29 protein-coding genes and 4 tRNA genes are annotated in these 25,184 nt (G+C 53.2%); 31 read left to right on the plus strand and 2 right to left on the minus strand.

What is annotated here, in order from left to right:
• Positions 1–26: 26 nt before the first annotated feature.
• Together ABWP27_RS02335 and ABWP27_RS02340 are read right to left on the minus strand one after the other, a co-directional pair.
• Positions 27–779, minus strand: a complete 753-nt coding sequence (locus tag ABWP27_RS02335; protein ID WP_353153006.1) for an SAM-dependent methyltransferase — start codon at positions 777–779, stop codon at positions 27–29.
• 48 nt (positions 780–827) lie between these two features.
• On the minus strand, positions 828–1,442 hold the full coding sequence (locus ABWP27_RS02340; protein ID WP_353153008.1) for a Maf-like protein: 615 nt from the start codon (positions 1,440–1,442) through the stop codon (positions 828–830).
• Between the two features lie 106 nt (positions 1,443–1,548).
• On the opposite strand from ABWP27_RS02340, the gene ABWP27_RS02345 reads away from it, so the two are divergent.
• The 31 genes from ABWP27_RS02345 (at position 1,549) to ABWP27_RS02495 (ending at position 25,147) form a co-directional block, all read left to right on the plus strand.
• Positions 1,549–2,046 (plus strand): YceD family protein, encoded by a 498-nt coding sequence (locus ABWP27_RS02345; RefSeq protein WP_353153010.1) that lies wholly within the window; start codon positions 1,549–1,551, stop codon positions 2,044–2,046.
• A gap of 123 nt (positions 2,047–2,169) precedes the next feature.
• Positions 2,170–2,352, plus strand: a complete 183-nt coding sequence (rpmF, locus tag ABWP27_RS02350; protein WP_011871497.1) for a 50S ribosomal protein L32 — start codon at positions 2,170–2,172, stop codon at positions 2,350–2,352.
• A gap of 148 nt (positions 2,353–2,500) precedes the next feature.
• A complete protein-coding gene (gene plsX / locus ABWP27_RS02355; RefSeq protein WP_353153012.1) occupies positions 2,501–3,592 on the plus strand; it encodes a phosphate acyltransferase PlsX in 1,092 nt (363 codons plus the stop codon).
• On the plus strand, positions 3,589–4,575 hold the full coding sequence (locus ABWP27_RS02360; protein ID WP_353153014.1) for a beta-ketoacyl-ACP synthase III: 987 nt from the start codon (positions 3,589–3,591) through the stop codon (positions 4,573–4,575). Before plsX ends, ABWP27_RS02360 begins: the two co-directional genes overlap by 4 nt.
• A gap of 58 nt (positions 4,576–4,633) precedes the next feature.
• Positions 4,634–5,566, plus strand: coding sequence for an ACP S-malonyltransferase (gene fabD, locus ABWP27_RS02365; protein ID WP_353153016.1), 933 nt, complete (start codon positions 4,634–4,636; stop codon positions 5,564–5,566).
• A complete protein-coding gene (gene fabG / locus ABWP27_RS02370; RefSeq protein ID WP_353153018.1) occupies positions 5,566–6,309 on the plus strand; it encodes a 3-oxoacyl-ACP reductase FabG in 744 nt (247 codons plus the stop codon). Before fabD ends, fabG begins: the two co-directional genes overlap by 1 nt.
• Positions 6,310–6,435: 126 nt before the next feature.
• Entirely contained in the window at positions 6,436–6,678 is a 243-nt protein-coding gene (gene acpP / locus ABWP27_RS02375) for an acyl carrier protein (RefSeq protein ID WP_011871492.1), read from the plus strand.
• 29 nt (positions 6,679–6,707) lie between these two features.
• A complete protein-coding gene (gene fabF, locus ABWP27_RS02380; RefSeq protein WP_353153021.1) occupies positions 6,708–7,949 on the plus strand; it encodes a beta-ketoacyl-ACP synthase II in 1,242 nt (413 codons plus the stop codon).
• A gap of 52 nt (positions 7,950–8,001) precedes the next feature.
• Positions 8,002–8,502, plus strand: coding sequence for a protein YgfX (locus ABWP27_RS02385; protein WP_353153023.1), 501 nt, complete (start codon positions 8,002–8,004; stop codon positions 8,500–8,502).
• Between the two features lie 82 nt (positions 8,503–8,584).
• Positions 8,585–9,187, plus strand: a complete 603-nt coding sequence (gene rpoE / locus ABWP27_RS02390) for an RNA polymerase sigma factor RpoE (RefSeq protein WP_353153025.1) — start codon at positions 8,585–8,587, stop codon at positions 9,185–9,187.
• A 60-nt stretch (positions 9,188–9,247) separates the two neighbouring features.
• Positions 9,248–9,823, plus strand: coding sequence for a sigma-E factor negative regulatory protein (locus tag ABWP27_RS02395; RefSeq protein ID WP_353153026.1), 576 nt, complete (start codon positions 9,248–9,250; stop codon positions 9,821–9,823).
• Positions 9,824–9,828: 5 nt separating this feature from the next.
• Entirely contained in the window at positions 9,829–10,845 is a 1,017-nt protein-coding gene (locus ABWP27_RS02400) for a MucB/RseB C-terminal domain-containing protein (protein WP_353153028.1), read from the plus strand.
• A 30-nt stretch (positions 10,846–10,875) separates the two neighbouring features.
• On the plus strand, positions 10,876–12,351 hold the full coding sequence (locus tag ABWP27_RS02405) for a DegQ family serine endoprotease (RefSeq protein ID WP_353153068.1): 1,476 nt from the start codon (positions 10,876–10,878) through the stop codon (positions 12,349–12,351).
• A 119-nt stretch (positions 12,352–12,470) separates the two neighbouring features.
• Positions 12,471–12,701 carry a glutaredoxin family protein gene (locus ABWP27_RS02410; RefSeq protein WP_353153070.1) on the plus strand — a complete coding sequence of 77 codons (231 nt, stop codon included), beginning with the start codon at positions 12,471–12,473 and terminating at the stop codon, positions 12,699–12,701.
• Between the two features lie 153 nt (positions 12,702–12,854).
• Complete coding sequence (lepA, locus tag ABWP27_RS02415) at positions 12,855–14,648, plus strand: translation elongation factor 4 (protein ID WP_353153030.1); 1,794 nt, start codon at positions 12,855–12,857, stop codon at positions 14,646–14,648.
• The gene (gene lepB, locus ABWP27_RS02420) at positions 14,645–15,568 is read left to right on the plus strand and encodes a signal peptidase I (protein ID WP_353153032.1); all 924 of its coding nucleotides are present in this window, start codon (positions 14,645–14,647) and stop codon (positions 15,566–15,568) included. The genes lepA and lepB overlap by 4 nt, the downstream gene beginning before the upstream one ends.
• An 18-nt stretch (positions 15,569–15,586) precedes the next feature.
• Positions 15,587–15,979 carry a DUF4845 domain-containing protein gene (locus tag ABWP27_RS02425; RefSeq protein WP_353153034.1) on the plus strand — a complete coding sequence of 131 codons (393 nt, stop codon included), beginning with the start codon at positions 15,587–15,589 and terminating at the stop codon, positions 15,977–15,979.
• A 20-nt stretch (positions 15,980–15,999) separates the two neighbouring features.
• Entirely contained in the window at positions 16,000–16,986 is a 987-nt protein-coding gene (gene rnc, locus ABWP27_RS02430) for a ribonuclease III (protein ID WP_353153036.1), read from the plus strand.
• Entirely contained in the window at positions 16,983–17,885 is a 903-nt protein-coding gene (gene era / locus ABWP27_RS02435; protein WP_353153038.1) for a GTPase Era, read from the plus strand. The genes rnc and era overlap by 4 nt, the downstream gene beginning before the upstream one ends.
• Before the next feature lie 12 nt (positions 17,886–17,897).
• The gene (recO, locus tag ABWP27_RS02440; protein ID WP_353153040.1) at positions 17,898–18,752 is read left to right on the plus strand and encodes a DNA repair protein RecO; all 855 of its coding nucleotides are present in this window, start codon (positions 17,898–17,900) and stop codon (positions 18,750–18,752) included.
• 13 nt (positions 18,753–18,765) lie between these two features.
• Complete coding sequence (pdxJ, locus tag ABWP27_RS02445; RefSeq protein ID WP_353153042.1) at positions 18,766–19,533, plus strand: pyridoxine 5'-phosphate synthase; 768 nt, start codon at positions 18,766–18,768, stop codon at positions 19,531–19,533.
• On the plus strand, positions 19,530–19,922 hold the full coding sequence (acpS, locus tag ABWP27_RS02450; RefSeq protein WP_353153044.1) for a holo-ACP synthase: 393 nt from the start codon (positions 19,530–19,532) through the stop codon (positions 19,920–19,922). Before pdxJ ends, acpS begins: the two co-directional genes overlap by 4 nt.
• A gap of 74 nt (positions 19,923–19,996) precedes the next feature.
• The gene (gene nagZ / locus ABWP27_RS02455; protein WP_353153046.1) at positions 19,997–21,010 is read left to right on the plus strand and encodes a beta-N-acetylhexosaminidase; all 1,014 of its coding nucleotides are present in this window, start codon (positions 19,997–19,999) and stop codon (positions 21,008–21,010) included.
• Positions 21,011–21,050: 40 nt separating this feature from the next.
• Positions 21,051–22,907: an excinuclease ABC subunit UvrC gene (gene uvrC, locus ABWP27_RS02460; protein WP_353153048.1), complete on the plus strand. Its 1,857-nt coding sequence runs from the start codon at positions 21,051–21,053 to the stop codon at positions 22,905–22,907.
• 68 nt (positions 22,908–22,975) lie between these two features.
• Entirely contained in the window at positions 22,976–23,563 is a 588-nt protein-coding gene (pgsA, locus tag ABWP27_RS02465) for a CDP-diacylglycerol--glycerol-3-phosphate 3-phosphatidyltransferase (RefSeq protein ID WP_353153050.1), read from the plus strand.
• 63 nt (positions 23,564–23,626) lie between these two features.
• Positions 23,627–23,702 (plus strand) — tRNA-Gly (locus ABWP27_RS02470).
• A 120-nt stretch (positions 23,703–23,822) separates the two neighbouring features.
• A tRNA-Gly gene (locus ABWP27_RS02475) sits at positions 23,823–23,898 on the plus strand.
• Positions 23,899–24,028: 130 nt separating this feature from the next.
• Positions 24,029–24,102 (plus strand) — tRNA-Cys (locus ABWP27_RS02480).
• Positions 24,103–24,160: 58 nt separating this feature from the next.
• Positions 24,161–24,247 (plus strand) — tRNA-Leu (locus ABWP27_RS02485).
• A 5-nt stretch (positions 24,248–24,252) separates the two neighbouring features.
• Complete coding sequence (locus tag ABWP27_RS02490; RefSeq protein ID WP_353153052.1) at positions 24,253–24,675, plus strand: DUF1178 family protein; 423 nt, start codon at positions 24,253–24,255, stop codon at positions 24,673–24,675.
• A 16-nt stretch (positions 24,676–24,691) separates the two neighbouring features.
• Complete coding sequence (locus ABWP27_RS02495; RefSeq protein ID WP_353153054.1) at positions 24,692–25,147, plus strand: MaoC family dehydratase; 456 nt, start codon at positions 24,692–24,694, stop codon at positions 25,145–25,147.
• The last annotated feature ends 37 nt before the right edge of the window (positions 25,148–25,184 follow it).

Raw genomic sequence — 25,184 nt, forward strand, 5'->3', positions numbered from 1 at the left:
TTTGCGTTTACCCGCCAGGAATTTTTTTATTCCGCGAGTAATAAAAATACCGTTGGTTTTTTGTGGAAATCAGGTGTCTTGCCAGATGCGCATTCGGCTTTCCATTTTGCTGCTGTTTTCGTCTGGATATTTTCGGAAGGCAAGGTCAGATCGGTAGCGACGCTGATCAGCGTATTGCTGTTGCAGGTAGCGGCCAGTGTTTCCAGCATGCCTGCATTGCGATACGGCGTTTCAATAAAGAATTGGGTCTGCTTTTCTGCGCGTGAACGCTCTTCGAGTTGTTTGATGCGCTTGATGCGCGCCGCTGCATCGATAGGCAAGTAGCCGTTGAATGCAAAGTTCTGTCCGCTCAGGCCGCTTGCCATGACAGCAAGCAATAAAGAAGATGGGCCGACCAGGGGTTTGACTTGAATGCCTTGTGCATGCGCCAGGCGCACCAGATTTGCCCCTGGATCGGCAACCGCCGGTACGCCAGCTTCAGAAATTAGTCCGGCATCTTGCCCGGCCAGTATCGGCTCCAGCAAGGCGGGCAAATTCTTTGCGTCAGTGTTGACGTTCAGTTCGGCAATGCGGATTTCCTGTATCGGTTTTGTCAGCACATTGCGGGTGCCGATTAATTTGAGGAAAGCGCGCGTAGTCTTGGCATTTTCAGCAATGAAGTAATCCAGTTTGGCGGTCCTTGCCTGCACCTCGACCGGGATGATATGCGCGAGCGGATCGACAGCGTCGATTTCAGCCTGACCTAGTGTGTTGGGAATGAGATAGAGAATGCCGGGCATATGCTGAATAGATATAAGAATGGTTGAGTGCGCAGCCGAGTCTGGCTGTCAGGAATGGAAAAAACCGATTCCGGCCTGCCGTAACATGGAGGTGAGGGCGATCAAGGGCAGGCCTGTCAATGCCGTCGGATCGTCGCTTTCAATTTTTTCGAGGATGGCGATACCCAAGCCTTCATTTTTTGCGCTGCCTGCACAATCGTAAGGTTGTTCTATGCGTAAATAGGCGTCGAGTTCGGCGTCAGGCAAATTGCGGAAAGTCACGAAAGTCTGGATATTTTCCAGCTGGATGTGCGGCGATGCAATGCCGGAGCGCCCATCGAACAGACATAGGGCGGTATGGAATGTTACTTTGCGTCCGCGCATTTTCTGCAATTGTCTGAGCGCATTTTCATGCGTGCCGGGCTTGCCGATCTGTTCGCCATCCAGCGTTGCCACCTGATCCGAGCCGATGACGATTGCGTTCGGTGCCGTTGCGGCGATGACGGCTGCCTTTTGCTGTGCGAGCCTTAGAGCAGTTGCTTCCGGTGATTCACCGGGCATCGCGATTTCATCGATATTCGGCACCATCACTTCAAAAGGGAGCCCTAGCCGACTTAGCAATTCCTTGCGGTAAATCGAGCTGGAACCGAGTATCAATCGTGCTTGCGGGGAAGATGAAGGCATTATTTGAGGTTTATTTGAACGACCGCTCAATAAAAGTGCGCTAACACTTTGACGAATAAGGGAAAAGGCTGTTATTATCGCAGGTTTTGCGGGTTCGACTAAGCCTATGAGCGCTTTTGTAATCGATGCCTTCGAGTTCAGCCGGCTTAAAGAGCGGCGTGAAGGCGATGTTCCCGTCGCCAGTATGGCAAGATTTGCGGCAGAAACCGTGAATACGTCTGCATCCCTGCATTGGTCCTTGCAAGGCGGTTCCGATACGCTGAATCATCCGCAATTGATCATGTCGGTCTCTGGTTCGGTTGAGTTGATGTGTCAGCGTTGCATGACGCCGCTGAAATTCGCAATTGAGTCGGAATCAATATTGATTCTGGCAAAAGACGAAGAGCGCGCAGACGAGATCGACACCTTGCTGGCTGACGATACAATAGATGTCATTGTTGGTTCGAAGACGCTGAACGTGATGGAATTGATCGAGGATGAGGCTTTGCTGGCCTTGCCTTTGGCACCGAAGCATGATGTCTGTCCGGATAATGCAGCACTGAATGATTTGATGGGGGCAAAGAAACCATCGCCGTTCGATGTGCTGAAGGGCATGAAACAATAGATTTTTTACAATCGTTGCGTGTTGAGCGGACGTATTGAAAATGTGTGGCAAAGATTACGGTTTTTGCGTTGGTTTGCAAACCGGATGTGTTAAAATTTTAGAACTTAAGGTTTAGGAGTTATCATGGCTGTTCAACAAAACAAAAAGACACCGTCGAAACGCGGTATGCATCGTTCGCACGACTTCCTGGTTGCTCCGCAACTGAGCGTTGAGCAAACCACGGGTGAAACGCACATGCGTCACCACATCAGCCCGAACGGCTTTTACCGTGGTCGTAAAGTCCTGAAAACCAAAAACGACGAATAATTTGTTTGTCGTTCAGGCGAAGAAAGCGGCGCGATGAGTGTAAACTTTGCGCCGTTTTTTCATGTGCCGAGACAGCACAGTGCGTCATTTTGAATCAAGCCCGAATTTGGCCCATAATTGCGGCTAGAGTGAGGCACGAGTCAAACCAATGACAATAAAAATATCTATAGACTGCATGGGCGGTGATCATGGCCCTGCGGTCACTATTCCCGCCGCCATTTCGTTTGTCGAGAGCGAGCCAGACGCCGAGCTGATTTTAGTCGGACTGGAAGATCAGCTTTTGACAGAATTGAAAAAACACAAGGCCAGCGAACATCCGCGGCTGTCAGTCGTCAACGCGACTGAAGTTGTCACGATGGACGATACCCTTGAGGTTGCATTGCGCCGCAAGAAGGATTCTTCCATGCGTGTGGCAATCAATCTCGTCAAGCAGGGGAAGGCCGATGCTTGTGTCTCAGCCGGTAATACGGGCGCCTTGATGGCGATTTCGCGTTATGTGCTGAAGACCATTCCCGGTGTCGATCGTCCCGCCATCTGCAGTATTCTCCCCAATCAAAAAGACGGCCCGACTTATATGCTCGATCTCGGCGCCAATGTCGATTGCGAGCCGCAGCATTTGCATCAATTTGCATTGATGGGTTCTGCGCTGGTGTCGGCGATGGAAGGCAAGCCAAGGCCGACGGTCGGCTTGCTGAATGTCGGCGAAGAAGATATCAAGGGTAATGACATCGTCAAGCAGACGGCTGTCTTGCTGCGTGCCGATCATGAGCGTGGCACCTTGAATTTCTACGGCAATGTCGAAGGCAACGATATCTTCAAGGGTACGACGGATATCGTCGTCTGCGACGGCTTCGTCGGCAACGTGACCTTGAAGGCATCGGAAGGCCTGGGACGTTTTGTCAAAAGCGTTTTGACGACCGAATTCAAAAGAAATCCGCTGACGATGCTGGGTGCCTTGATTGCGCGTCCGGCATTGAAGGCAATCTCGCAACGCCTGAATCCTTCCCGCTACAATGGCGGCAGTTTGCTGGGTTTGCGTGGTCTGGTTTTCAAAAGCCATGGCGGTGCCGATGCCTACGGTTATCAATGGGCGATCAAACGCGCCTTCGATGCTGCCAAATATGATGTGCTGACGCGTATTTCAACCAAAATCGCTGATCTGATGCCGCAATCGGCATTGACGCCGCTTCCCGAAGATTCAGTTACTGCAACAGAAACAATAGAACAGAAAACCGCATGACTCCCTATAGCAAAATTATCGGTACCGGCAGCTACCTGCCACCTCAGCGTGTGACCAATCAGGATTTAATGGAGCGACTTGCTCTCGACGGCATAGAAACATCCGATGAGTGGATTGTTTCGCGTAGCGGCATCTCTGCGCGCCATTACGCCGATGCTGACATGCAGTCCAGCGATCTGGCGGTTGAGGCGGCAAAACGCGCGCTGGACATGGCCCAGTTGGCGCCGAACGATATCGATCTGATTATTTTGGCGACCTCGACACCGGATTTTTTCGGCGGCTTTCCGAGTACTGCATGCGTCGTGCAACGCAAGTTGGGTATCACAAACGAATGCGCAGCCGTCGATGTGCAGGCAGTGTGCAGCGGCTTTGTCTATGCGGTTGCGACTGCCGATAAATTCATCAAGTCCGGTTCGCACAAAAACGTTTTGGTGATCGGCGCCGAAGTGTTTTCGCGCATTATCGATTTCAAGGATAGAACGACTTGCGTACTGTTTGGCGACGGTTCCGGTGCGGTCGTCATGACTGCGTCTGAGGAGCCTGGCGTGCTGGCGACCAAGCTGCATGCAAACGGCAGTTATGGCGATATTCTTTGCGGACCTGGAAGAATCAGCAATGGCGTGCTTGAAGGCAGTGCGTTCATGTACATGGATGGTCAGGCGGTATTCAAATTGGCAATCGGACTGCTCGACAAGGTTGCCAACGAAGCCTTGAAGCTTGCAAAAATGGATGCATCCGAAGTCGACTGGATAGTCCCGCATCAGGCCAACATCCGCATCATGCAGGGCACCGCGAAGAAACTCGGCCTGGGCATGGATAAAATGATCGTGACGGTCGATCAGCATGGCAATACATCTGCTGCATCGATTCCGCTGGCACTGGACGTCGGCGTGCGCGATGGCCGTATCAAGCCGGGTCAGAATGTCATGATGGAAGGTGTGGGCGGCGGCTTTACCTGGGGCGCCGTGCTGGCGCGCATGTAATTCCATATTCAATTCCGTATTCGCATATATCTGTTGACCATTCAAATTAAAAAATAACATGAGCAAATTCGCATTCGTTTTTCCAGGGCAAGGTTCGCAAGCAATCGGTATGTTGAACGGCTTTGCCGATAACGCCGTGGTGCAGCAAACACTGGCAGAAGCATCGGACGCATTGCAGTTCGATCTGGCCAGATTGATTGCGGAAGGTCCGAAAGAAGAACTCGATCTGACGACCAATACCCAGCCTGTGATGTTGACAGCGGCGGTTGCGATGTATCGCGCCTGGATTGCTGCTGGCGGAAAAACACCAGCGCTGGTCGCAGGCCATAGCCTTGGTGAATATTCGGCACTGGTGGCTGCTGGCGTTATTCCATTCAAGGATGCCGTACCGCTGGTGCGTTTCCGTGCCAAAGCCATGCAGGAAGCGGTTCCTGTCGGCCAGGGCGGCATGGCGGCGATTCTCGGTTTGTCCGATGCCGATGTGCTTGCCGTATGCGCAGAAGCAGCGCAAGGCGATGTGGTCGAAGCGGTTAATTTCAATGCACCTGCGCAAGTCGTGATCGCCGGACACAAGGCAGCAATCGAGCGTGCTTGCGAGCTTGCAAAAGCCAAGGGCGCCAAGCGTGCATTGGTGTTGCCAGTTTCTGCGCCTTTCCATTCGTCCCTGCTGAAACCTGCATCGGATCGTTTGCGCGAATACATGGCTGCAGTGGTTTTCAGTACGCCGCAAATTCCCTTGATCAATAACGTCGATGTTGCAACTGTCAGCGATGTGGACAGCATCAAGGATGCATTGGTGCGTCAGGCAGCAAATCCGGTGCGATGGGTTGAGTCGGTGCAGAAGATGGCGGCCGAAGGGATAAAAGATGTGGTTGAATGCGGCCCTGGTAAAGTGCTGGCTGGTTTGACCAAGCGTATTAATGGCGAACTGACAGGTCACGCCATTGTCGATCAAGCGTCGCTGGATGCTGTTTTGGAGCTATTGAAATAATGACTACAGTTGAATTGGCAGGTCAGGTTGCCCTCGTCACCGGCGCATCGCGCGGTATCGGCCGTGCCATCGCGCAGGCACTGGCGAAGCAGGGTGTAAAAGTAATCGGTACGGCAACGTCGGAATCCGGCGCGGCTGCAATCTCGGAATATCTCGCCGATGGCGGCAAGGGTGTTGTGCTGGATGTCAACGATGCTGCGCGCTCGGTGGCATTGATTGACGAGATCCAGAAGGAATTCGGTACCGTTACGATTCTCGTCAACAATGCGGGTATTACTCAGGATCAGCTGGCCATGCGCATGAAGGATGAAGAGTGGGACAGCGTGATTGCGACCAATCTGACATCAGTGGGGCGCTTGTCGCGCGCAGTGTTGCGCGGCATGATGAAAGCCAAGCATGGTCGTATTATTAACATTACATCGGTTGTGGGTTCTGCTGGTAATGCAGGCCAAATGAATTATGCTGCTGCCAAGGCAGGTGTGGCCGGCATGAGTCGTGCGCTGGCGCGCGAAATTGGCAGCCGCAACATTACCGTCAATTGCGTGGCACCGGGTTTTATCGATACCGATATGACCAAAACGCTGAGCGAACAGCAAATTTCTGCCTTGCTGCAACAGGTTCCGTTGGGACGTTTGGGTGTGCCGGAAGACATCGCCGCTGCTGTCAGCTTCCTTGCATCGCCTCAAGCGAGTTACATTACGGGTACCACCTTGCATGTCAACGGCGGAATGTACATGAATTAATGTTGTAATTAGGTACTTTTAGCTGAAGTTTCTGTTTTATTGGCGACAAAAGCTAAAAGTGAATTTTCAGTGCGCAAACCTGCTAAAATGCGCGCACTTTCTGTAACCACTCATTGGAGTTAAAACATGTCGGATATCGAACAACGCGTTAAGAAGATCGTCGCTGAACAACTGGGCGTCGCCGAAGCAGACATCAAAATCGAATCGTCTTTCGTGGACGATCTGGGTGCCGACTCGCTCGACACCGTTGAACTCGTGATGGCACTCGAAGATGAATTCGAAATGGAAATCCCTGACGAACAAGCTGAGAAAATCACTACTGTGCAGCAGGCGATCGATTACGCCAAGGCACACGTAAAAGCAGCCTAAGTTTTGTTGAACGACTCCAGGAGAATTGCTTGAGCCGCTCTAGTAAACGTCGTGTCGTAGTCACTGGTCTAGGTTGTGTTTCTCCCGTTGGTAACACTGTTGCTGATGCATGGAATGCCATCCTTGCAGGACAATCCGGTATTGCTACCATCACCAAGTTTGATGCGACTCCCTTCAGCACGCACTTTGCTGGAGAAGTAAAAAACTTCAATATCGAGGACTACATTCCCGGTAAAGAAGCGCGCCACATGGATACATTCATCCATTACGGCGTGGCAGCAGGTATGCAAGCCTGGCAGGATTGCGGTTTGGTCGTGACCGAGGAAAATGCCGAGCGTATCGGCGTCATTGTCGGTTCCGGCATTGGCGGTTTGCCGCTCATCGAAAATACGCATGCTGAACTGGTTAATCGCGGCCCACGTCGCATCAGCCCGTTCTTTGTGCCTGCTTCGATCATCAACATGATTTCCGGCCATCTTTCGATCATCTACGGTTTGAAGGGCCCGAATCTGGCGATTGTGACTGCATGCACCACCGGTTTGCATTCGATCGGCGCTGCCGGTCGCATGATTGAATACGGCGATGCGGACGTGATGATTGCCGGCGGTGCGGAATCGACCATATCGCCATTGGGTCTGGGCGGTTTCGCTTCAGCTCGTGCGCTGTCTTCGCGCAATGACGATCCGGCAACGGCTTCGCGTCCGTGGGACAAGGATCGCGATGGTTTCGTGCTTGGTGAAGGCGCCGGTGTCATGGTGCTGGAGGAGTACGAACATGCGAAGGCACGTGGTGCGAAAATCTATGCGGAGCTGGTTGGCTTCGGTATGAGTGGCGATGCCTACCATATCACTGCGCCGAACATGGATGGTCCGCGTCGCAGTATGGTCAACGCTTTGAAGAGTGCGGAAATCGCAGCCGATCAAGTGCAGTACCTGAATGCGCATGGCACATCGACTCCGTTGGGCGACAAGAATGAAACAGATGCAGTGAAAGCCGCATTTGGCGCGCACGCGAAAAAACTGACTGTCAATTCGACCAAGTCGATGACAGGTCATTTGCTTGGCGGTGCGGGTGGTCTGGAATCGGTATTTACCGTGCTGGCCCTGCATCACCAGATTTCGCCGCCGACCATCAATATCCTCAATCAGGATCCGGAATGCGATCTCGATTACTGCGCCAATACGGCGCGTGAGATACCGATTCAGTACGCCATGAAAAATAACTTCGGTTTTGGCGGTACGAACGGTACCCTGATTTTTGGTAAAGCCTGATAAGAATCCGGTCACCTTTCAAGGCTGACCGGATTTTTTACTTCAACCACACATGTCTATCGCGGTCTCTGCCGTGGTGCAGCCATCCAGGCAATTATTCTTGCTGGTTGGCGGAATGCTTGTGATACTGTTTTTCATAGCTGGCCTCATTGCTTCCGGCAGCATGGAAACTCTGCCGAGTGCAGCAAGAATTGTATTGGTGCTGATGTGTATTGCAGTGGCGTCGCACGTGTTTTTTCGTACGATGTGGCGCCGGAAAATACATGTCATCCACATTTCAGGCACCGGTCAGATTCGCGTGGCGCAGCGACAAAAGAGTGGGCTGTCTGAAGGTGGTAGTGTTGAAGGAGAGGTGGTGCATTTGCTGCCAGTATCCACACTATGGTCAGGTTTGTTACTCTTGCATTTGCAGAATGACCGGCAGCAAACTATTGTCGTGACGATTTTGCCAGACTCGGTTTCTCCTGCCAGTTTCAAGGCGCTGCTGCTTGCCTGTCGCTGGATAGTGTTGCGTCATGCAGATGCCGAAATCAAGCGTCAAACCGGGAATTAATTCTGGAATTTTTGAACCAATCGCGTTTCGCCCAGTCAATAATGCGAACCGCGTGCGTGTTGCAAAATAACAAGGGAATGGATTGACGACAGAACGCGATATTGATCAGCTCCTTGTCGAGCGCGTACAGCGTGGCGACAAAAAAGCTTTCGAGCTGCTAGTGATCAAATACCAACGAAAATTGATGCGACTGGTTTCGCGGCTTGTGCGCGACCAGGCTGAGGCCGAAGATGTGGTGCAGGAAGCATTCATCAAGGCATATCGCGCACTACCGCAGTTTCGCGGTGATTCAGCGTTTTATACTTGGCTTTATCGCATCGGTATCAACACTGCAAAAAATTATTTGGTTACTCAGGGACGTCGTGCACCGACATCAACTGAAGCTGATATCGAAGAGGCCGAAACTTTTGACGACGGCGAGCACCTAAGAGATATCAACACACCAGAATCGCTATTGGCTACCAAGCAAATCGCGCAAACGTTGAATCTTGCGATGGAAGAGTTGCCAGAGGAGTTGCGTATGGCAATTACCTTGCGAGAGATCGAAGGCTTGAGTTACGACGAAATTGCTGAGTCGATGGGTTGTCCCATCGGCACAGTGCGTAGCCGGATTTTCCGCGCACGCGAGGCAATCTCGGAGAAGTTAAGGCCGTTGCTGGATACGGCGCTCGATAAACGTTGGTGAAAAATAAATAAACGCTTTTGCTGTAAGTACAGGGGTAGCCTTAATTTTTTCGAGGTAGCGATGAATACGACGAATATGACGCGTGAACAGATTTCCGCTTTTGCTGATAACGAATTGTCCGATGGACATCTCGATATCACCTTGGCTGCGTTGCGTCAGCAGGACGGACGTGAGGCATGGAGTTTTTATCACAAGATTGGTGATGCCCTGCGCTCCGACGATTTGAACCTGCAGCCTGATGCTGCTTTCACTGCACGGATATTTGCCAGCCTTGACGCAGAACCGACGATCATGGTGCCGGCGGAAAAGCGCATTGGCGGCGGACGGGAAAATACACTTAAACGTTTTGCAATGCCCGGCATGGCGGTAGCTGCCGTTGCGGTTGCTGCATTCCTGACCGTGCCGCAAATGATGTCGCAGAATGCGCCACTGGTCGCGTCCCATTCCTCATCCGCACCTGTCGTACTGGCCGCAACCACACCGGAAACGGTCACTGTCGCCAGCCACGAAGGCGATGTGTTGCGCGATCCGCGCATAGACGAATATCTGCTGGCGCACCAGCGTTTCTCATCCTCTGTGTATAACAGTGCGCAATATGCACGCTCAGCCACGTTTGCTGTTGACTCGGACAAGTAATCGACATGCGGCAGACATTAGGAATTTTCCGGCTGGTTATTCTTTTTTCCAGTCTTCTTGCGTTTACTTCACACGCACAGAACGTTGAGTCATCAAGCGCGCAGCAAGACACGCACGCCTGGTTGAAGAAAATTCAATCTTCGGCACAGAAATTGAGCTATTCGGGCACCTTTGTGTATCAGCAGGGGAATCATGTTCGTACTTCCCGCATCACGCATATCCTGCATGGCAAGAACGAAGTCGAAAAACTTGAAATCCTCGATGGCAAACCACGCGAATACATACGCAACAATGAAGAAATTACCTGCTATGTTCCGGAGAGCAAATCGATACGGGTAGAAAAGCGCGTGACGCCGGACGTGTTCCCTGCAATTCTGGGTGCAAGCCCGGCCGATCTGGCAGAACACTACAAGCTGAAGAAAGGTGAAACGGGTCGCGTTGCCGGCTTCGATTGCCAGGCCATCATTCTGGAGCCGAAAGACAAGCTCCGTTATGGTTACAAGCTGTGGTCGGAAAAGACGACGGGTCTGTTGCTCAAGGCGCAAACCATCAACGAGAAAAACGATGTGGTCGAACAGATCGCCTTTACGCAACTGGTCATTGGTCATGTGGATCCCAGCCGCGTGAAGCCCAGCTTCAAGAATACGCATGGCTGGCGGGTTGAAAACACCGTCATGAGCGAAACGAAACTTTCAGGCTGGTCAGCCAAGAGCATGCCTGCAGGTTTCAAGAAAATTCGCGAAATGAAACGCCTGATTACCGATACGCCGGCAAATGCAACTGCTGAAAGTGCAGCGCCGACGCAGCGTGAAGTTTCACAGATTGTCTACTCGGACGGTCTGGCTGCAATCTCTGTCTTCATTGAGTCCGCATCGCAAAGCCGTACTGAAGGTTCGATGCAGCAAGGTGCGATGAACATCGTCGGCAAACGCCAGGGCGAACATTGGCTGACAGTAGTAGGTGAAGTGCCTGCGGAGGCCATCAAGCAGGTGGCCAATTCGATAGAATTCAAATCCGAATAATCGTCCGTCTTTTTTGAGTATATGAAAATGATGCTCCCAGTTCAGAAGAAACTCTCCGTTATCTTGCTTGGTGTCGCAAGTGCATTCCTTGTCCCGGTCGCCACTGGCTTGGTGCCATCGGCGATGGCGGCGCCATCTGTTGCCGGTTTGCCTGATTTCACTGATCTGGTTGAAAAAACCGGCGCTGCAGTCGTCAATATCCGTACGACTGAAAAGGCCAAGATCAATCAGGGTAATCCGACCAGCGAAGACGAAGAAATGCAGGAATTCTTCCGCCGCTTCTTTGGTGTACCGATTCCTCCGCGTCAGCAGCAGCCAGCGCCACGTGGCCGCAACAAGCCGGATGCCGAGGCTGAAGAAGAAGTACCGCGCGGTGTCGGTTCCGGTTTCATTATTTCTGCCGATGGTTACGTGATGACGAACGCACACGTGGTTGACGGTGCGGATGAAGTCTATGTCACCCTGACCGACAAGCGCGAATTCAAGGCCAAGATCATCGGCTCGGACAAGCGCACCGATGTGGCGCTGGTCAAGATCGACGGTACTAATCTGCCGCGCCTGACGGTAGGTGATTCCAACAAGGTCCGCGTGGGTGAATGGGTGATTGCCATCGGCTCGCCGTTCGGACTGGACAATACGGTGACGGCAGGGATTGTATCGGCCAAGGCGCGCGATACGGGCGAATACCTGCCGCTGATCCAAACCGACGTAGCGGTCAATCCGGGTAACTCCGGCGGTCCCCTGATCAATATGCGCGGCGAAGTCATCGGCATCAACTCGCAAATCTACAGCCGTTCCGGCGGCTACATGGGTATTTCGTTTGCGGTGCCTATGGATGAAGCGATGCGGGTTTCGGATCAGTTGCGTGCCAGCGGCAAAGTGACGCGCGGTCGCATCGGTGTACAGATTGGTGAAGTGACGAAGGACGTTGCCGAATCGCTTGGCCTGACGCGTCCGCAAGGCGCGCTGGTGCAGCGTGTGGAAGCGGGCGGCCCGGCAGAAAAAGCTGGAGTCGAAGCCGGTGACGTGATCTTGAAATTCAACGGCGCCACAGTTGAGCGCTCCAGCGACTTGCCGCGTGTGGTCGGCAGCACCAAACCGGGCACCCGTTCTACCTTGACGGTATGGCGCAAGGGCGCGATGCGCGATCTGAGTGTGATGATCACGGAACTTGAGCCAGAGAAGAGTGCAAAACAGGATGTGAAAAAAGCCAAACCGGAGCAGGTGGCGAATACGCTGGGTCTGGTCGTCAGCGACCTCACGGCGGCACAAATCAAGGATTTGAAAATTGATGGCGGTGTATTGGTCGAGTCCGCAGAGAATTCTTCGGCACGTGCAGGCTTGCGCGCCGGCGACATTCTGTTGCGCTTGAATAATACGGATATCAAGGATGCGCGCCAGTTCAATGCACTGGTGGCAAAACTGGATATCAAGAAAACCGCCTTGCTGCTGGTGCGCCGTGGCGACTCGTCGCAGTTTGTAACCGTCAAGCCGCACGTTCAATAAACACGTTCTCAGAGACAAGGCTGCCTGCTGAAAAGCTTGCAGCCTTTTCTTTTGACCGGAATTCAACCTTGATAAAATTTACTCTTTATTCGCGCAGTTATTGTCATCTGTGCGATGACATGCTGGCGGCCCTGCATGCGCTCAACCTCATTGAGCCACATTCCGTTTCTGTTGTTGATGTGGATGCCGATGAGTTGCTGCTTGCACAATACGATGAACTGGTGCCGGTACTCGTCGCCAGCAAAAGCGCTCAGCCGGCGCGGCAACTGTGCCATTATTTTCTGGATGAAGCGGCGGTACGGGCGTTTGTAGCCCGCGCTGAGGCGGATGCCGGCGGGGATGCGGTATAGAAAAAATTCGCCCGCCGGCTCGCAGGCCCGGAATTTACGGGCTTTCACCTCTGAAATACGGTAAAATGCCGGGGCCGTCATCCCTCTGTAACAAGGCGCTCGCTTGGGGAAATATCCCAGCACTGAGCGCTTTTTTTGTATGCAACCTGGTTAATGAACAACATCCGCAATTTTTCCATCATCGCCCATATCGACCACGGTAAATCGACACTTGCCGACCGCATCATTCAATTGTGCGGCGGCTTGTCGGATCGCGAAATGGAAGCGCAAGTCCTCGATTCGATGGATCTCGAGCGCGAACGTGGTATCACGATCAAGGCGCAGACCGCTGCGCTGTCATACAAGGCACGCGATGGTCAGGTCTATAACCTGAATCTGATCGATACGCCGGGTCACGTCGATTTCAGCTATGAAGTCAGTCGTTCACTATCCGCTTGTGAAGGCGCATTGCTGGTGGTGGATGCATCGCAGGGCGTCGAAGCGCAAACGGTGGCGAACTGCTATATGGCGCTGGATCTGGGCGTCGAAGTGGTGCCGGTACTCAACAAGATCGATTTGCCGAATGCCGATCCGCCAGCTGCCATGGCTGAAATCGAAGATGTGATCGGTATCGATGCAACGGATGCCGTGCAATGCTCGGCCAAGACCGGCCTGGGTGTGGCCGATGTGCTCGAATCGCTGATCGCCAAGGTGCCACCGCCTAAGGGTGACCCGGACGCGCCGCTGCAAGCGCTGATCGTGGATTCATGGTTCGATAATTACGTCGGCGTCGTGATGCTGGTGCGTGTTGTCAACGGTACCTTGAGGCCGAAAGAAAAAATTCGCTTGATGGCGAGCGGCTCGGTCAATCTGGTCGAAAACATCGGCATCTTTGCACCGCGCTCGGTATCGCTGCCGACGCTGTCGGCCGGGCAGGTAGGTTTCATCATTGCCGGCATCAAGGAATTGAAAGCCGCCAAGGTTGGCGATACGGTGACGCTGGCAAGCCGTCCGGCCGCCACGCCTTTGCCTGGCTTCAAGGAAGTGCAGCCGCAAGTATTTGCCGGCCTGTTTCCGGTTGAGGCAAATCAATACGATGCACTGCGCGATTCGCTGGAAAAGTTGAAGCTCAATGATGCTGCGCTGATGTACGAGCCTGAAGTCTCGCAAGCGCTTGGCTTCGGCTTCCGTTGCGGCTTCCTCGGCTTGCTGCACATGGAAATCGTGCAGGAAAGACTCGAGCGCGAATTTGACATGGACCTGATCACGACGGCACCGACTGTTGTGTATGAAGTCATCATGGGCGACGGCAGCCTGATCAAGGTCGACAATCCATCCAAGATGCCTGAGCCATCCAAGATTGAAGAAATACGTGAGCCTATCGTCACAGTCAATCTGTACATGCCGCAGGAATATGTAGGTTCTGTGATCACATTGTGTATCGCCAAGCGTGGCATACAGATGGATATGAGCTACCACGGCCGCCAGGTGAAGCTGGTGTATGAAATGCCGATGGCCGAAATCGTGCTCGACTTCTTCGATAAATTGAAATCGACGTCGCGTGGTTATGCGTCGATGGATTACGAGTTCAAGGAATATCGCGCCTCCGATGTGGTCAAGGTCGACATGCTGATCAACAGTGAAAAAGTCGATGCGCTGGCCATCATCGTGCATCGCTCGAACAGCCAGTATCGCGGACGTCAGGTGGCGTCCAAGATGCGTGAACTGATTCCGCGCCAGATGTTCGATGTGGCGATTCAGGCCACGATCGGCGCCAACATCATCTCGCGTGAAAACGTGAAAGCCTTGCGCAAGAACGTGCTGGCGAAATGTTATGGCGGTGATATCAGCCGCAAGAAAAAACTGCTGGAAAAACAAAAGGCCGGTAAAAAACGCATGAAGCAAGTGGGCTCGGTCGAGATCCCGCAGGAAGCGTTTTTGGCAATTCTACAAGTGGACGATAAATGACATTGCAAGACCTGTTGGGCAATTTTTCACTGATCCTCTTCGTCCTGACGATAGGAACAGGGATAGTCTGGGTGCTGGATGTTTTTTATCTGGCGAAAAAACGTCGCGCCAGGGCGGATGCCGTGCTGGCCGAATTCGATGCGCGCAATGCCAAACTGGCAGGCGAGGGCATCAAGCCGGACAACAATGGTCGCGCCGCGCTGCAAGCCAGCCTGATGCGCCAGCCGGCGTGGATAGAATATTCGGGCAGCTTTTTCCCGGTGATTGCGCTGGTGTTCGGCTTGCGCTCCTTCCTGTACGAACCGTTCAAGATTCCATCGACGTCCATGGTGCCGACCTTGCAGGTGGGCGACCTGATTCTGGTCAATAAATATACCTACGGCATACGTTTGCCCATCATCAACAAGAAAATCATTGAAGTCGGCAATCCGCAACGCGGCGACGTGATGGTTTTCAAATATCCGGAAAACATGACGCTGGATTACATCAAGCGCGTGGTTGGTGTGCCTGGCGATACCGTGACTTACCGCAACAAGCGATTAATTGTTAATGGAAAGCAAGTTTCTTACAAGCCATTGCCGGATTACCTGGATGAAGAGACACTGAGCTATTCCAAGCTGTTGACCGAGAATCTGAATGGCGTGGCGCATCAAATCCTGAATAATCCGCGTGCACCGTCCTATGTATCCAACCCGCATGATTTCCCGAATCGGGATTTGTGTACCTACGATGCAGAAGGATTTACCTGTAAAGTCCCGGCTGGACAATATTTCATGATGGGCGATAATCGGGATAACAGCCTGGATAGTCGTTACTGGGGCTTCGTTCCGGACAAGAATATTGTCGGAAAAGCATTTTTTATTTGGTTGAACTTGAACAGTTTCCCGAATAACCTTGGTCGTATCGGCAGTTTTCAATAATCCTTCAGGAGCGAGTACATGGCATTATCGTCAGGCATGCATCGTCGGCAAAAAGGCATCACCTTGGTGGGATTGATTCTGGTCCTGGCTATCGTTGGCTTGATTGCAGTGCTCGCGATGAAGGTGACGCCGACAGTGACCGAATATTTCTCGATCAAGAAGGCAATTGCCAGCGTCAAGGCATCGGGCGGCTCGATTCCTGAAATGCGTGCCGCCTTCAATCGACAGGCCGAGGTTGGCTACATCGATGCAATCAGTGGCAATGATCTGGAAATCATCAAGAATGGCGACGCTGCCGATATCAGTTTCGCCTACCAGAAAATCATTCCACTCGTCGGTCCCGCGAGCCTGCTGATCGACTATGCCGGCTCGACCAACGACAACAAATTAAAGAAAAAAGCTGCCCCTTAAGGCGAGAAGCGATCAATAAAATGGATGTAACGTTACTGCAAAATCGGCTGGGCCATACGTTCAAGGATGCTGTGTTGCTGCAGCAAGCCTTGACGCATCGCAGCCATAGCAGCGTGCATAACGAAAGGCTGGAATTCCTCGGCGACTCCATTTTGAATTGTGTGGTGGCTTCCTTGCTGTTCGATCGTTATAGCAAGATCGATGAAGGCGACTTGTCGCGTTTGCGCGCCAACCTCGTCAAGCAGCAATCCCTGTATGAAATCGCGCAGCGTCTGGAACTGTCGCAGTTTTTGCGTCTGGGCGAAGGCGAGTTGAAATCCGGCGGCTTTCGTCGTCCTTCGATTCTGGCCGATACGCTGGAAGCGTTATTCGGGGCGATTTTCCTTGATGCCGGCTTCAATGCCGCGCGCGATGTGATTCGTGCGCTCTATATTCCGATACTCGATAGCGTCGATCCGAAAACGCTGGGCAAGGATGCAAAAACGCTGTTGCAGGAATACCTGCAAGGCAAGAAGATCGCACTGCCGCAATACAATGTCGTCGCCACGCATGGCGCTGCGCACAATCAGGAATTCGAAATTGAATGCCTGGTGCCCAAGCTGGATATTCAGGTGTTCGGCACCGGTGGCAGCCGTCGCGCAGGCGAACAGGCAGCGGCCAAACTGGCGCTGGAGGCCGTGCAGGCAGCACTGGTCAAAACACCTGGCGCCAGCCGCAAGAGCAAGCCGCGCACCGCGCAATTGAAACTGGCCGGTATCGCGACTGTGCAGCCTGATGCACCGCCGCTCAATGAAGTCGCGCCGGTATCCAAATCCTCGAGCAAGGCCGATGCAAAAAATGCCAAGGCTGAGATAAAAGCAGAATCCGATCTGGCGACGCAACAGGACAAACCATCAGACGCACAAAAAAGCCTGATTGCCGAAGCGCATGCAGAACAAACATCCGACGCTGCATCTGACAATGCAGCAAACAAATCTTCTACCACTTCCCATTCCAAAATTGCATGACTGAATCCACCGCACTGTCTCACTTTCGATGCGGTTATATCGCGATCGTCGGTCGTCCCAACGTAGGCAAATCGACGTTGATGAATGAACTGATCGGCGCGAAGGTCAGCATTACTTCGCGCAAGGCGCAAACCACGCGCCATCGCATCACCGGTATTCAAACCGTGGACGATGCGCAGTTTGTGTATGTCGATACGCCTGGCTTCCAGACGCGTCACTCGAATGCGCTGAACAAGACCCTGAATCGCACGGTGACGACGACGTTGACCGCATCCGATGTGATCCTGTTTGTGATTGAGGCGGGTACTTTCGGTCAGGCCGATCAGCAAGTGCTGGATCTGATACCAAAGAACGTACCGTGCATTCTGGTGATCAATAAATCCGATCGCACCAAGGACAAGGCTGTACTGTTGCCGTTTGCCCAGCAAATTGCCGCCAAGCGCGACTTCACGGCAGTGGTGCCGGTTTCTGCAAAGCTGCGTTTCCAGCTCGATAATCTGCAAGGCGAGATCAAGAAACACTTGCCGGAAAATCCGCCGATTTTCGGTGAAGACGATATCACCGACCGCAGCGAAAAGTTTCTTGCTGCTGAAATCGTGCGCGAAAAACTGTTCCGTTTCGTCGGCGATGAATTGCCTTATACCAGCACCGTGCTGATTGAGAAATTTGAAGTCGAAGGCAATCTGCGTCGTGTTTTTGCTGCGATTCTTGTCGAGCGCGATACGCACAAGTCCATGGTCATCGGCAACAAGGGCGAACGCCTGAAGGATATTTCCACTCAGGCGCGGCTCGATATGGAGCGTCTGTTCGGTGGTCCGGTGTATCTGGAGATCTGGGTCAAGGTCAAATCCGGCTGGGCCGATAACGAAGCCGGCCTGCGCGCATACGGCTACGAATAAAACCGATTCAAGATGGCCGCACTCATCGTCGAGGTCCAATCTTCATCTGCTGCTTCCGCTGACGAACAGTCGGCGAGCAGCGGCGATGCCAGAGTTGTCCAGACTGCTGCAACGCCTGCCAAAACTACCACGCGTCGTCCGCGCACGCTGGAAAAAGACACCCGCATCGCCGAGCAACCTGGCTTCGTTCTGCACAGCTATCCGTATAAGGAAACCAGTCTGATCGTCGATGTTTTTACACGCGATCATGGCCGTATTGCGCTGGTAGCCAAGGGGGCAAAACGCCCGCATTCCAAACTGCGCGGCGTACTGCAAACTTTTCAGCCGTTGTCGGTGGGCTGGAGCGGCAAGGCTGAAGTGCGGACGCTGACCTCCGCCGAATGGGTAGGTGGACTTTTACCGCTTGAAAAATCGGCGCTCCTGTGCGGTTTTTATCTCAATGAATTGCTGGTCAAGCTGCTTGCGCGCGACGACCCGCATCCCGCCTTGTTCGATCATTACGTCAGTGCCTTGAATCAGCTGGCGCACGATGAACCGGCAGCCATCGTGCTGCGCAAATTCGAGCGTGCGCTGCTGAAGGAAAGCGGCGTTTCCGGCGACTGGACGATCTGTACCGCCACGCGCAATCCTTTGCTGGCCGGTTTGAATTACGTGGTCGATCCCGAGCGCGGCCCACGCCCGGTGCGCCCGGCCGATACCTGGCCGCAGGTTGCCGGCAAGACCCTGCTGGATATGGAGAAGGAAGACTACAGCGATGCGGCTACGCAAATGCAAAGCAAATTCCTGATGCGCTTCCTGCTTGCGCATCATCTGAATGGCGCACCCCTGAATACGCGCCAGATACTGATAGACCTGTTGCAGCTTTAACGGAATATTCAACATGAGTTTTCTCCAGCCACAATCATCGATCATCGATCTCGGCATCAACATCGATCACGTCGCCACTTTGCGCAATGCGCGCGGTACCGTGTATCCCGATCCTTTGCAGGCGGCCTTGCTGGCGGAAGAAGCCGGCGCCGATGCAATTACCTTGCATCTGCGCGAGGACCGGCGGCACATCAAGGATGCAGACGTCGAGTTGATCCGTCCGCAACTGCGTACGCGCATGAATCTGGAATCGGCGGTGACGAGCGAGATGGTCGATTTTGCCTGCCGCATCAAACCGCAGGATGTCTGTCTGGTGCCGGAACGGCGCGAAGAGGTCACGACCGAAGGCGGTTTGGATGTCGTCAAGTATTTTTCGGAAGTATCGGCGGCAATCAAGCAGTTGCAAGCTGAAGGCATACGCGTGAGCCTGTTCATCGATGCCGATGCGGCGCAGATCCAGGCCGCGGCTGAAGCCGGCGCGCCGGTCATTGAATTGCATACGGGACGTTATGCCGATGCACACGATGTCACGCAACAGCAGACGGAATTGCAACGGGTCGAGAACGGTGTGCTGGAAGGCGTCAAGCGCGGCTTGAAAGTCAATGCCGGCCACGGCCTGCATTACACGAATGTACAGGCAATTGCGGCGATTCAGGATATTGCCGAACTCAACATCGGCCATGCGATCGTGGCCCATGCGGTGTTCGTCGGCTGGCAAAATGCAGTACGTGAAATGAAGGCGATCATGACGACTGCGCGATTGAACGGACTGCAAAAATGATTTACGGCATAGGCACCGATATCATCAAGATAGATAGGATAGAAGCGGCGCTGGGACGGCATGGTGATCGTTTTGCCGAGCGCGTGCTGGGTGTCGAAGAACTGGAAAAGTATCACAGGCGCAAAGCCAAGGTGGCGGCGCGCGGTTTGCGCTTTCTGGCAACGCGCTTTGCGGCGAAAGAAGCATTTTCCAAGGCGATCGGTTTGGGTATACACATGCCGATGACTTGGCGTGCCGCACAGATTTTGAATGCGCCCGGCGGCAAACCTATCGTGGTTACCAGCGGCAAGCTGGCAGAATTCATGCAGGAAAACGGACTGACCGCACAGGTTTCGATTACAGATGAAGTCGAATACGCGGTCGCTTTTGTGATTGTGGAGAAAAAATGAACGCAGCAGTGGCTACAAATTCGGCTTCAAAATCAGCTTCAAATTCGACAGTAAATTCAGGCTTCGGTCCCGTGATGCTGGACGTAGTGGGTACGCAATTGTCCGCAGACGATATTCGTCGCATTCAACATCCACTGACCGGCGGCGTGATTCTGTTCGCCCGCAATTATAAAAACCGTGCGCAATTGACGGAGCTGACGGCAGCGATACATGCAGCACGCCCCGGTATCGTGATCGCAGTCGATCACGAAGGCGGGCGCGTGCAACGTTTCAAGACGGATGGCTTCACGCATTTACCCGCCATGCGCAAATTGGGTACCTTGTGGGACAAGGATGTGCTGGCTGCGACCAAAGCGGCGACGGATGTCGGTTATGTACTGGCGGCGGAATTGCGTGCCTGTGGCGTCGATCTGTCGTTCACTCCCGTACTTGATCTGGACTATGGCGAGTCCGGCGTGATCGGCGATCGCGCTTTCCATCGCGATGCGCGCGTGGTCAGCCTGCTGGCGAAAAGTCTGAATCACGGCCTGATGCTGGCTGGCATGCTCAATTGCGGCAAACATTTTCCCGGCCACGGTTTTGTCAAAGCGGATTCTCACCTGGAAATTCCAGTCGATGAACGCGAGTTGAAAGAGATTCTGGCCGAGGATGCAGCACCTTATGACTGGCTCGGTTTGAGTCTTGCAGGCGTGATGCCGGCACATGTCATTTATCCCAAGGTGGATAAACATCCAGCCGGCTTTTCGCGCAAATGGCTGACGATGTTGCGCAAGGATTTTGGCTTTGACGGTATTATTTTCAGCGACGATTTGAGCATGGAAGGCGCAAGTGTCGCAGGCACCGTGATCGATGGCGCGCATGCGGCTCTGGCAGCCGGCTGCGACATGGTCCTGATCTGCAATGCGCCGGATAAAGCCGATCAATTGCTGGCCGGTTTGAAGATCAAGGATGGCAAGGCAATGGCGAGATCGGCGGCACGCATTGCCGCGCTGACGCCGCAAGCGCCTGCATTGGACTGGAATGACTTGCAGCAGGAAGCACGGTATATCGCAGCGAAGAAAACAGCATTGTCGCTGGCTGCCGCTTGATGATGTTGTTCGGTTTTCGATAATGGGCAGGTAGTGCAATATGTCTGACATGGAGACGCCAGATCCGCGTGCAGTTGTGCTGGAGACGGTAGCCAAGCTGCCGAATCTACCGGGCGTCTATCGCTATTTTGATGCCGAGAATAATTTGCTGTATGTCGGCAAGGCGCGTGATCTGAAGAAGCGGGTATCCAGTTACTTCCTGAAAAATCTTGCCAGTCCGCGCACTGCGTTGATGGTCGAAAAAATCGCGCGGTTGGAAACAACAGTCACGCGTAGTGAAGCCGAAGCGCTGCTGCTTGAGAATAATCTGATCAAGACCCTGCAGCCGCGTTACAACATTCTGTTTCGTGACGATAAATCCTACCCTTACCTGAAAATCACCGGCCAGGAATTTCCGCGCATGGTGTATTACCGTGGCGCGGTGGACAAGAAGAACCAGTACTTCGGTCCTTTCCCCAGCGGCTGGGCAGTCAAGGAATCGATGCAGATTTTGCAGAAGGTATTTTTGCTGCGTACCTGTGAAGACTCCGTTTTTGCCAATCGCACACGGCCTTGCCTGTTGCATCAAATCCATCGCTGTAGTGCGCCGTGCGTCAACTACATCAGCCAGGAAGATTACGCACTCGATGTGGATAACGCGGCGAAATTTCTGCGCGGCCGACAGACGGAAGTGCTGGAAGTATTGCAGGCCAAGATGCTGGCCTATGCAGAAGAGCTGAAGTTCGAGCAGGCCGCGCTGGTGCGCAATCAGATCAATGCCTTGTCGCGCGTATTGCATCAGCAAAGCATGGACACCGGCGGCGATGCCGATATCGACATCATTGCAGTGATCGTGCAGGGTGGTCGTGCCTGCGTGAATCTGGCGATGGTGCGTGGCGGCAGGCATTTAGGCGATCGCGCCTATTTCCCTACGCATGTCGATAACGTGCTGACGAATGCGGAAGAGTCGGTGGCGGCGGAAGTGATGAAGGCTTTTCTCGCGCAGCATTACATCGATAAATTCATTCCCGGAACATTGATCCTGAATACGGAAATCGATGAGCCGGAACTGATGCTGGCCTTGATGGAGCAGTGCGGTCATCGCATCAACCTGATTTTCCAACCGCAAGGGCCGCGCAGGCAATGGCTGGAAATGGCGCAGAAGGGCGCGGAAATTTCGCTGGCACGTTTGCTGTCGGAGCAGGGCTCGCAACAGACACGCACGCGCATGCTGGTCGATGCATTGAAGATAGACGTTGAAGATATCGAAGCATTCCGCGTCGAATGTTTCGATATCAGCCATACGCAAGGTGAAGCGACGCAGGCTTCGTGCGTGGTGTTCCATCATCATGCGATGCAGAACGGTGAATACCGTCGCTACAACATCAACGACATCACGCCTGGCGACGATTATGCAGCGATGCGGCAAGTGCTGTTGCGTCGCTATGAAAAGGTGGCGAACGGCGATGGCGTGATGCCCGATGTGGTGTTGATTGACGGCGGCAAAGGGCAGGTTGAAATGGCGCGCCAGGTTTTTGTCGAGCTGGGACTGGATATCAGCCTGATCGTCGGTGTCGCCAAAGGCGAGGGACGCAAGGTCGGCCTGGAAACGCTGGTCTTCGTCGATGGCCGTGCGCCGCAGGAGCTGGGTAAGGAATCCGGCGCCTTGATGCTGATTGCGCAAATTCGCGATGAGGCACATCGCTTTGCCATTACCGGTATGCGCGCCAAGCGTGCCAAGGCGCGACAGACCTCACGGTTGGAGGAAATAGAAGGCATAGGCGCGAAGCGACGGCAGAAATTGCTGGCGCGCTTTGGCGGTCTGCGCGGCGTGATGGATGCCAGCGTCGAGGATTTGGCATCGGTCGAAGGCATTTCGCGGCAATTGGCAGAAGACATTTACAAGCAATTGCATTAGATTACGGGTGCGCATGCAATGCGTGCTTATGCGAGACTCAGCACATTCATGAAAATGTAAAGTTTGATATGCCCATCAATATTCCTATTCTTCTCACATGGTTGCGCGTTGCGCTGATTCCGCTGATGGTTGGCGTGCTGTACATACCGGATGCCTGGCTGGGATCATTCAATAAAACGCAAGGCCTGGCCGCCACCCTGATTTTCATTGTTGCTGCCCTGACTGACTGGATAGATGGTTTTCTGGCGCGTCGCTGGAATCAGACTTCGGCCTTCGGTGCATTTCTCGATCCGGTGGCCGATAAATTAATGGTGGCCGGCGCCTTGCTGGTGCTGATCGAACTTGATCGCGTCAATGCCGTCCTCGCGTTCATCATCATCGGTCGCGAAATCACGATTTCCGCCTTGCGCGAATGGATGGCGCAGATTGGTGCAGCGAAATCGGTTGCCGTCAGCTCGCTCGGCAAGATCAAGACTATTGCGCAAATGGTGGCGATACCGATGCTGCTTTATTACGACAGTATCTGGGGTATCAATCTCAAATTCTGGGGTGACATTCTGTTATGGGTTGCGGCAGTGCTTACTGTCTGGTCTATGTTTTATTACCTGCGCAAGGCCTGGCCGCTGATCAAGGAAAGCGCAGGACATTTGCTGTAAGTTTGACGCGCAGAGTGCTTGACAAGCAAAGTCATTCCTCTATAATACGCACCTGTTGTTGATGCGGGAGTAGCTCAGTTGGTAGAGCGCAACCTTGCCAAGGTTGAGGTCGAGAGTTCGAGACTCTTCTCCCGCTCCAGATTTCTACAAGGGAGCTGATCAGGCTTCCTTTTTTATTGATTGATAAGTCGGCAGTAATTCTGCAGTCGTCATTTCAATCAGGTAGTTGAAATAGCTGTAATGAAGTAGATGTAAATATGCGGGAGTAGCTCAGTTGGTAGAGCGCAACCTTGCCAAGGTTGAGGTCGAGAGTTCGAGACTCTTCTCCCGCTCCAGATTTCTACAAGGGAGCTGATCAGGCTTCCTTTTTTATTCGCGAGCAGTGCCAGTTTTTTCGCAATTCGGTTTTAGTGTTTGTGTGTGTCGCATGTAGCAGGTTTGATTCGCGATACAATACGAATCCGTGGCGGGGTAGCAAAGTGGTTATGCAGCGGCCTGCAAAGCCGTTTACGCCGGTTCGATCCCGACCCCCGCCTCCAGTTTTTCCAAAAGCGCCGAGGGCGCTTTTATTTTTTGTCTGTTTTAGAATCGTGACATGCCCGGGTGGTGAAACAGGTAGACACAAGAGACTTAAAATCTCTCGCCGGTAACGGTGTACCGGTTCGATTCCGGTCCCGGGCACCAAACTCATGAAAGTCTATAACCTTTGTTGTGAACATGATCATCGCTTTGAAGGATGGTTTGCTTCCGAAGATGACTTTCTCACGCAATCCTCGCAACATTTGATCGAATGCCCACTGTGCGGCAATCAAACGATCAAACGCTTGCCATCTTCCCCTCGTTTGAATTTATCCGGTGCCACTGCGCGTGCGCGTGAGGACGGCAATCGCGTGCAGGATCAATTGATGGAATTTGCACGCAAGGTGATTGCCGATACTGAAGACGTTGGTACCCAGTTTGCCGAGGAAGCGCGCCGTATTCATTACAATGAAGCGCCCGAGCGCGGCATTCGCGGTGTGGCGACGGTTGAAGAACGCGCTGAACTCGCCGACGAAGGTATTGATGTCGTATCCTTGCCGCTGCCAAATACATTGAAACAATCGCTGCAATAATTTGATCGGAACCGATATGCGCCACATTGCATCGCTGGACGAACTCAGGAATCTGGCTGGCCAGGAAGTTGCAGTATCCGACTGGGTACTCATCGATCAGGCGCGCATCAATCTGTTTGCACAAGCCAGCGGCGATCATCAATGGATACATGTCGATATCGAACGCTGCCGTAGTGAGTCACCATACGGTGTGCCGATTGCACATGGCTTCCTGACGCTTTCCCTGCTGCCCATGCTGTTGCAGTCTTCAATCACTTTTCCACCGTGCAAACTGGCCGTGAATTACGGTTTGAATAAGGTGCGTTTCCCGGCGCCGGTGCTAGTCGATAGCCGGGTGCGTGCACGACTGTTGCTGCAATCGGCGGAAGAATTTTCCGGCGGCGTGCAGATGGTATGGGAAGCGACGATGGAATGCGCGGATGGTGAAAAACCGGTTTGCGTGGCGGAACTGATACTGCGGCATTACGCTTAAGACGAACGATTTTTCCTGCTACGAAAAATCGTTCGCC

Origin of the sequence: Herminiimonas fonticola, from assembly GCF_040395855.1 — a bacterium.
Taxonomy (GTDB): Bacteria; Pseudomonadota; Gammaproteobacteria; order Burkholderiales; family Burkholderiaceae_D; genus Oxalicibacterium; species Oxalicibacterium fonticola_A.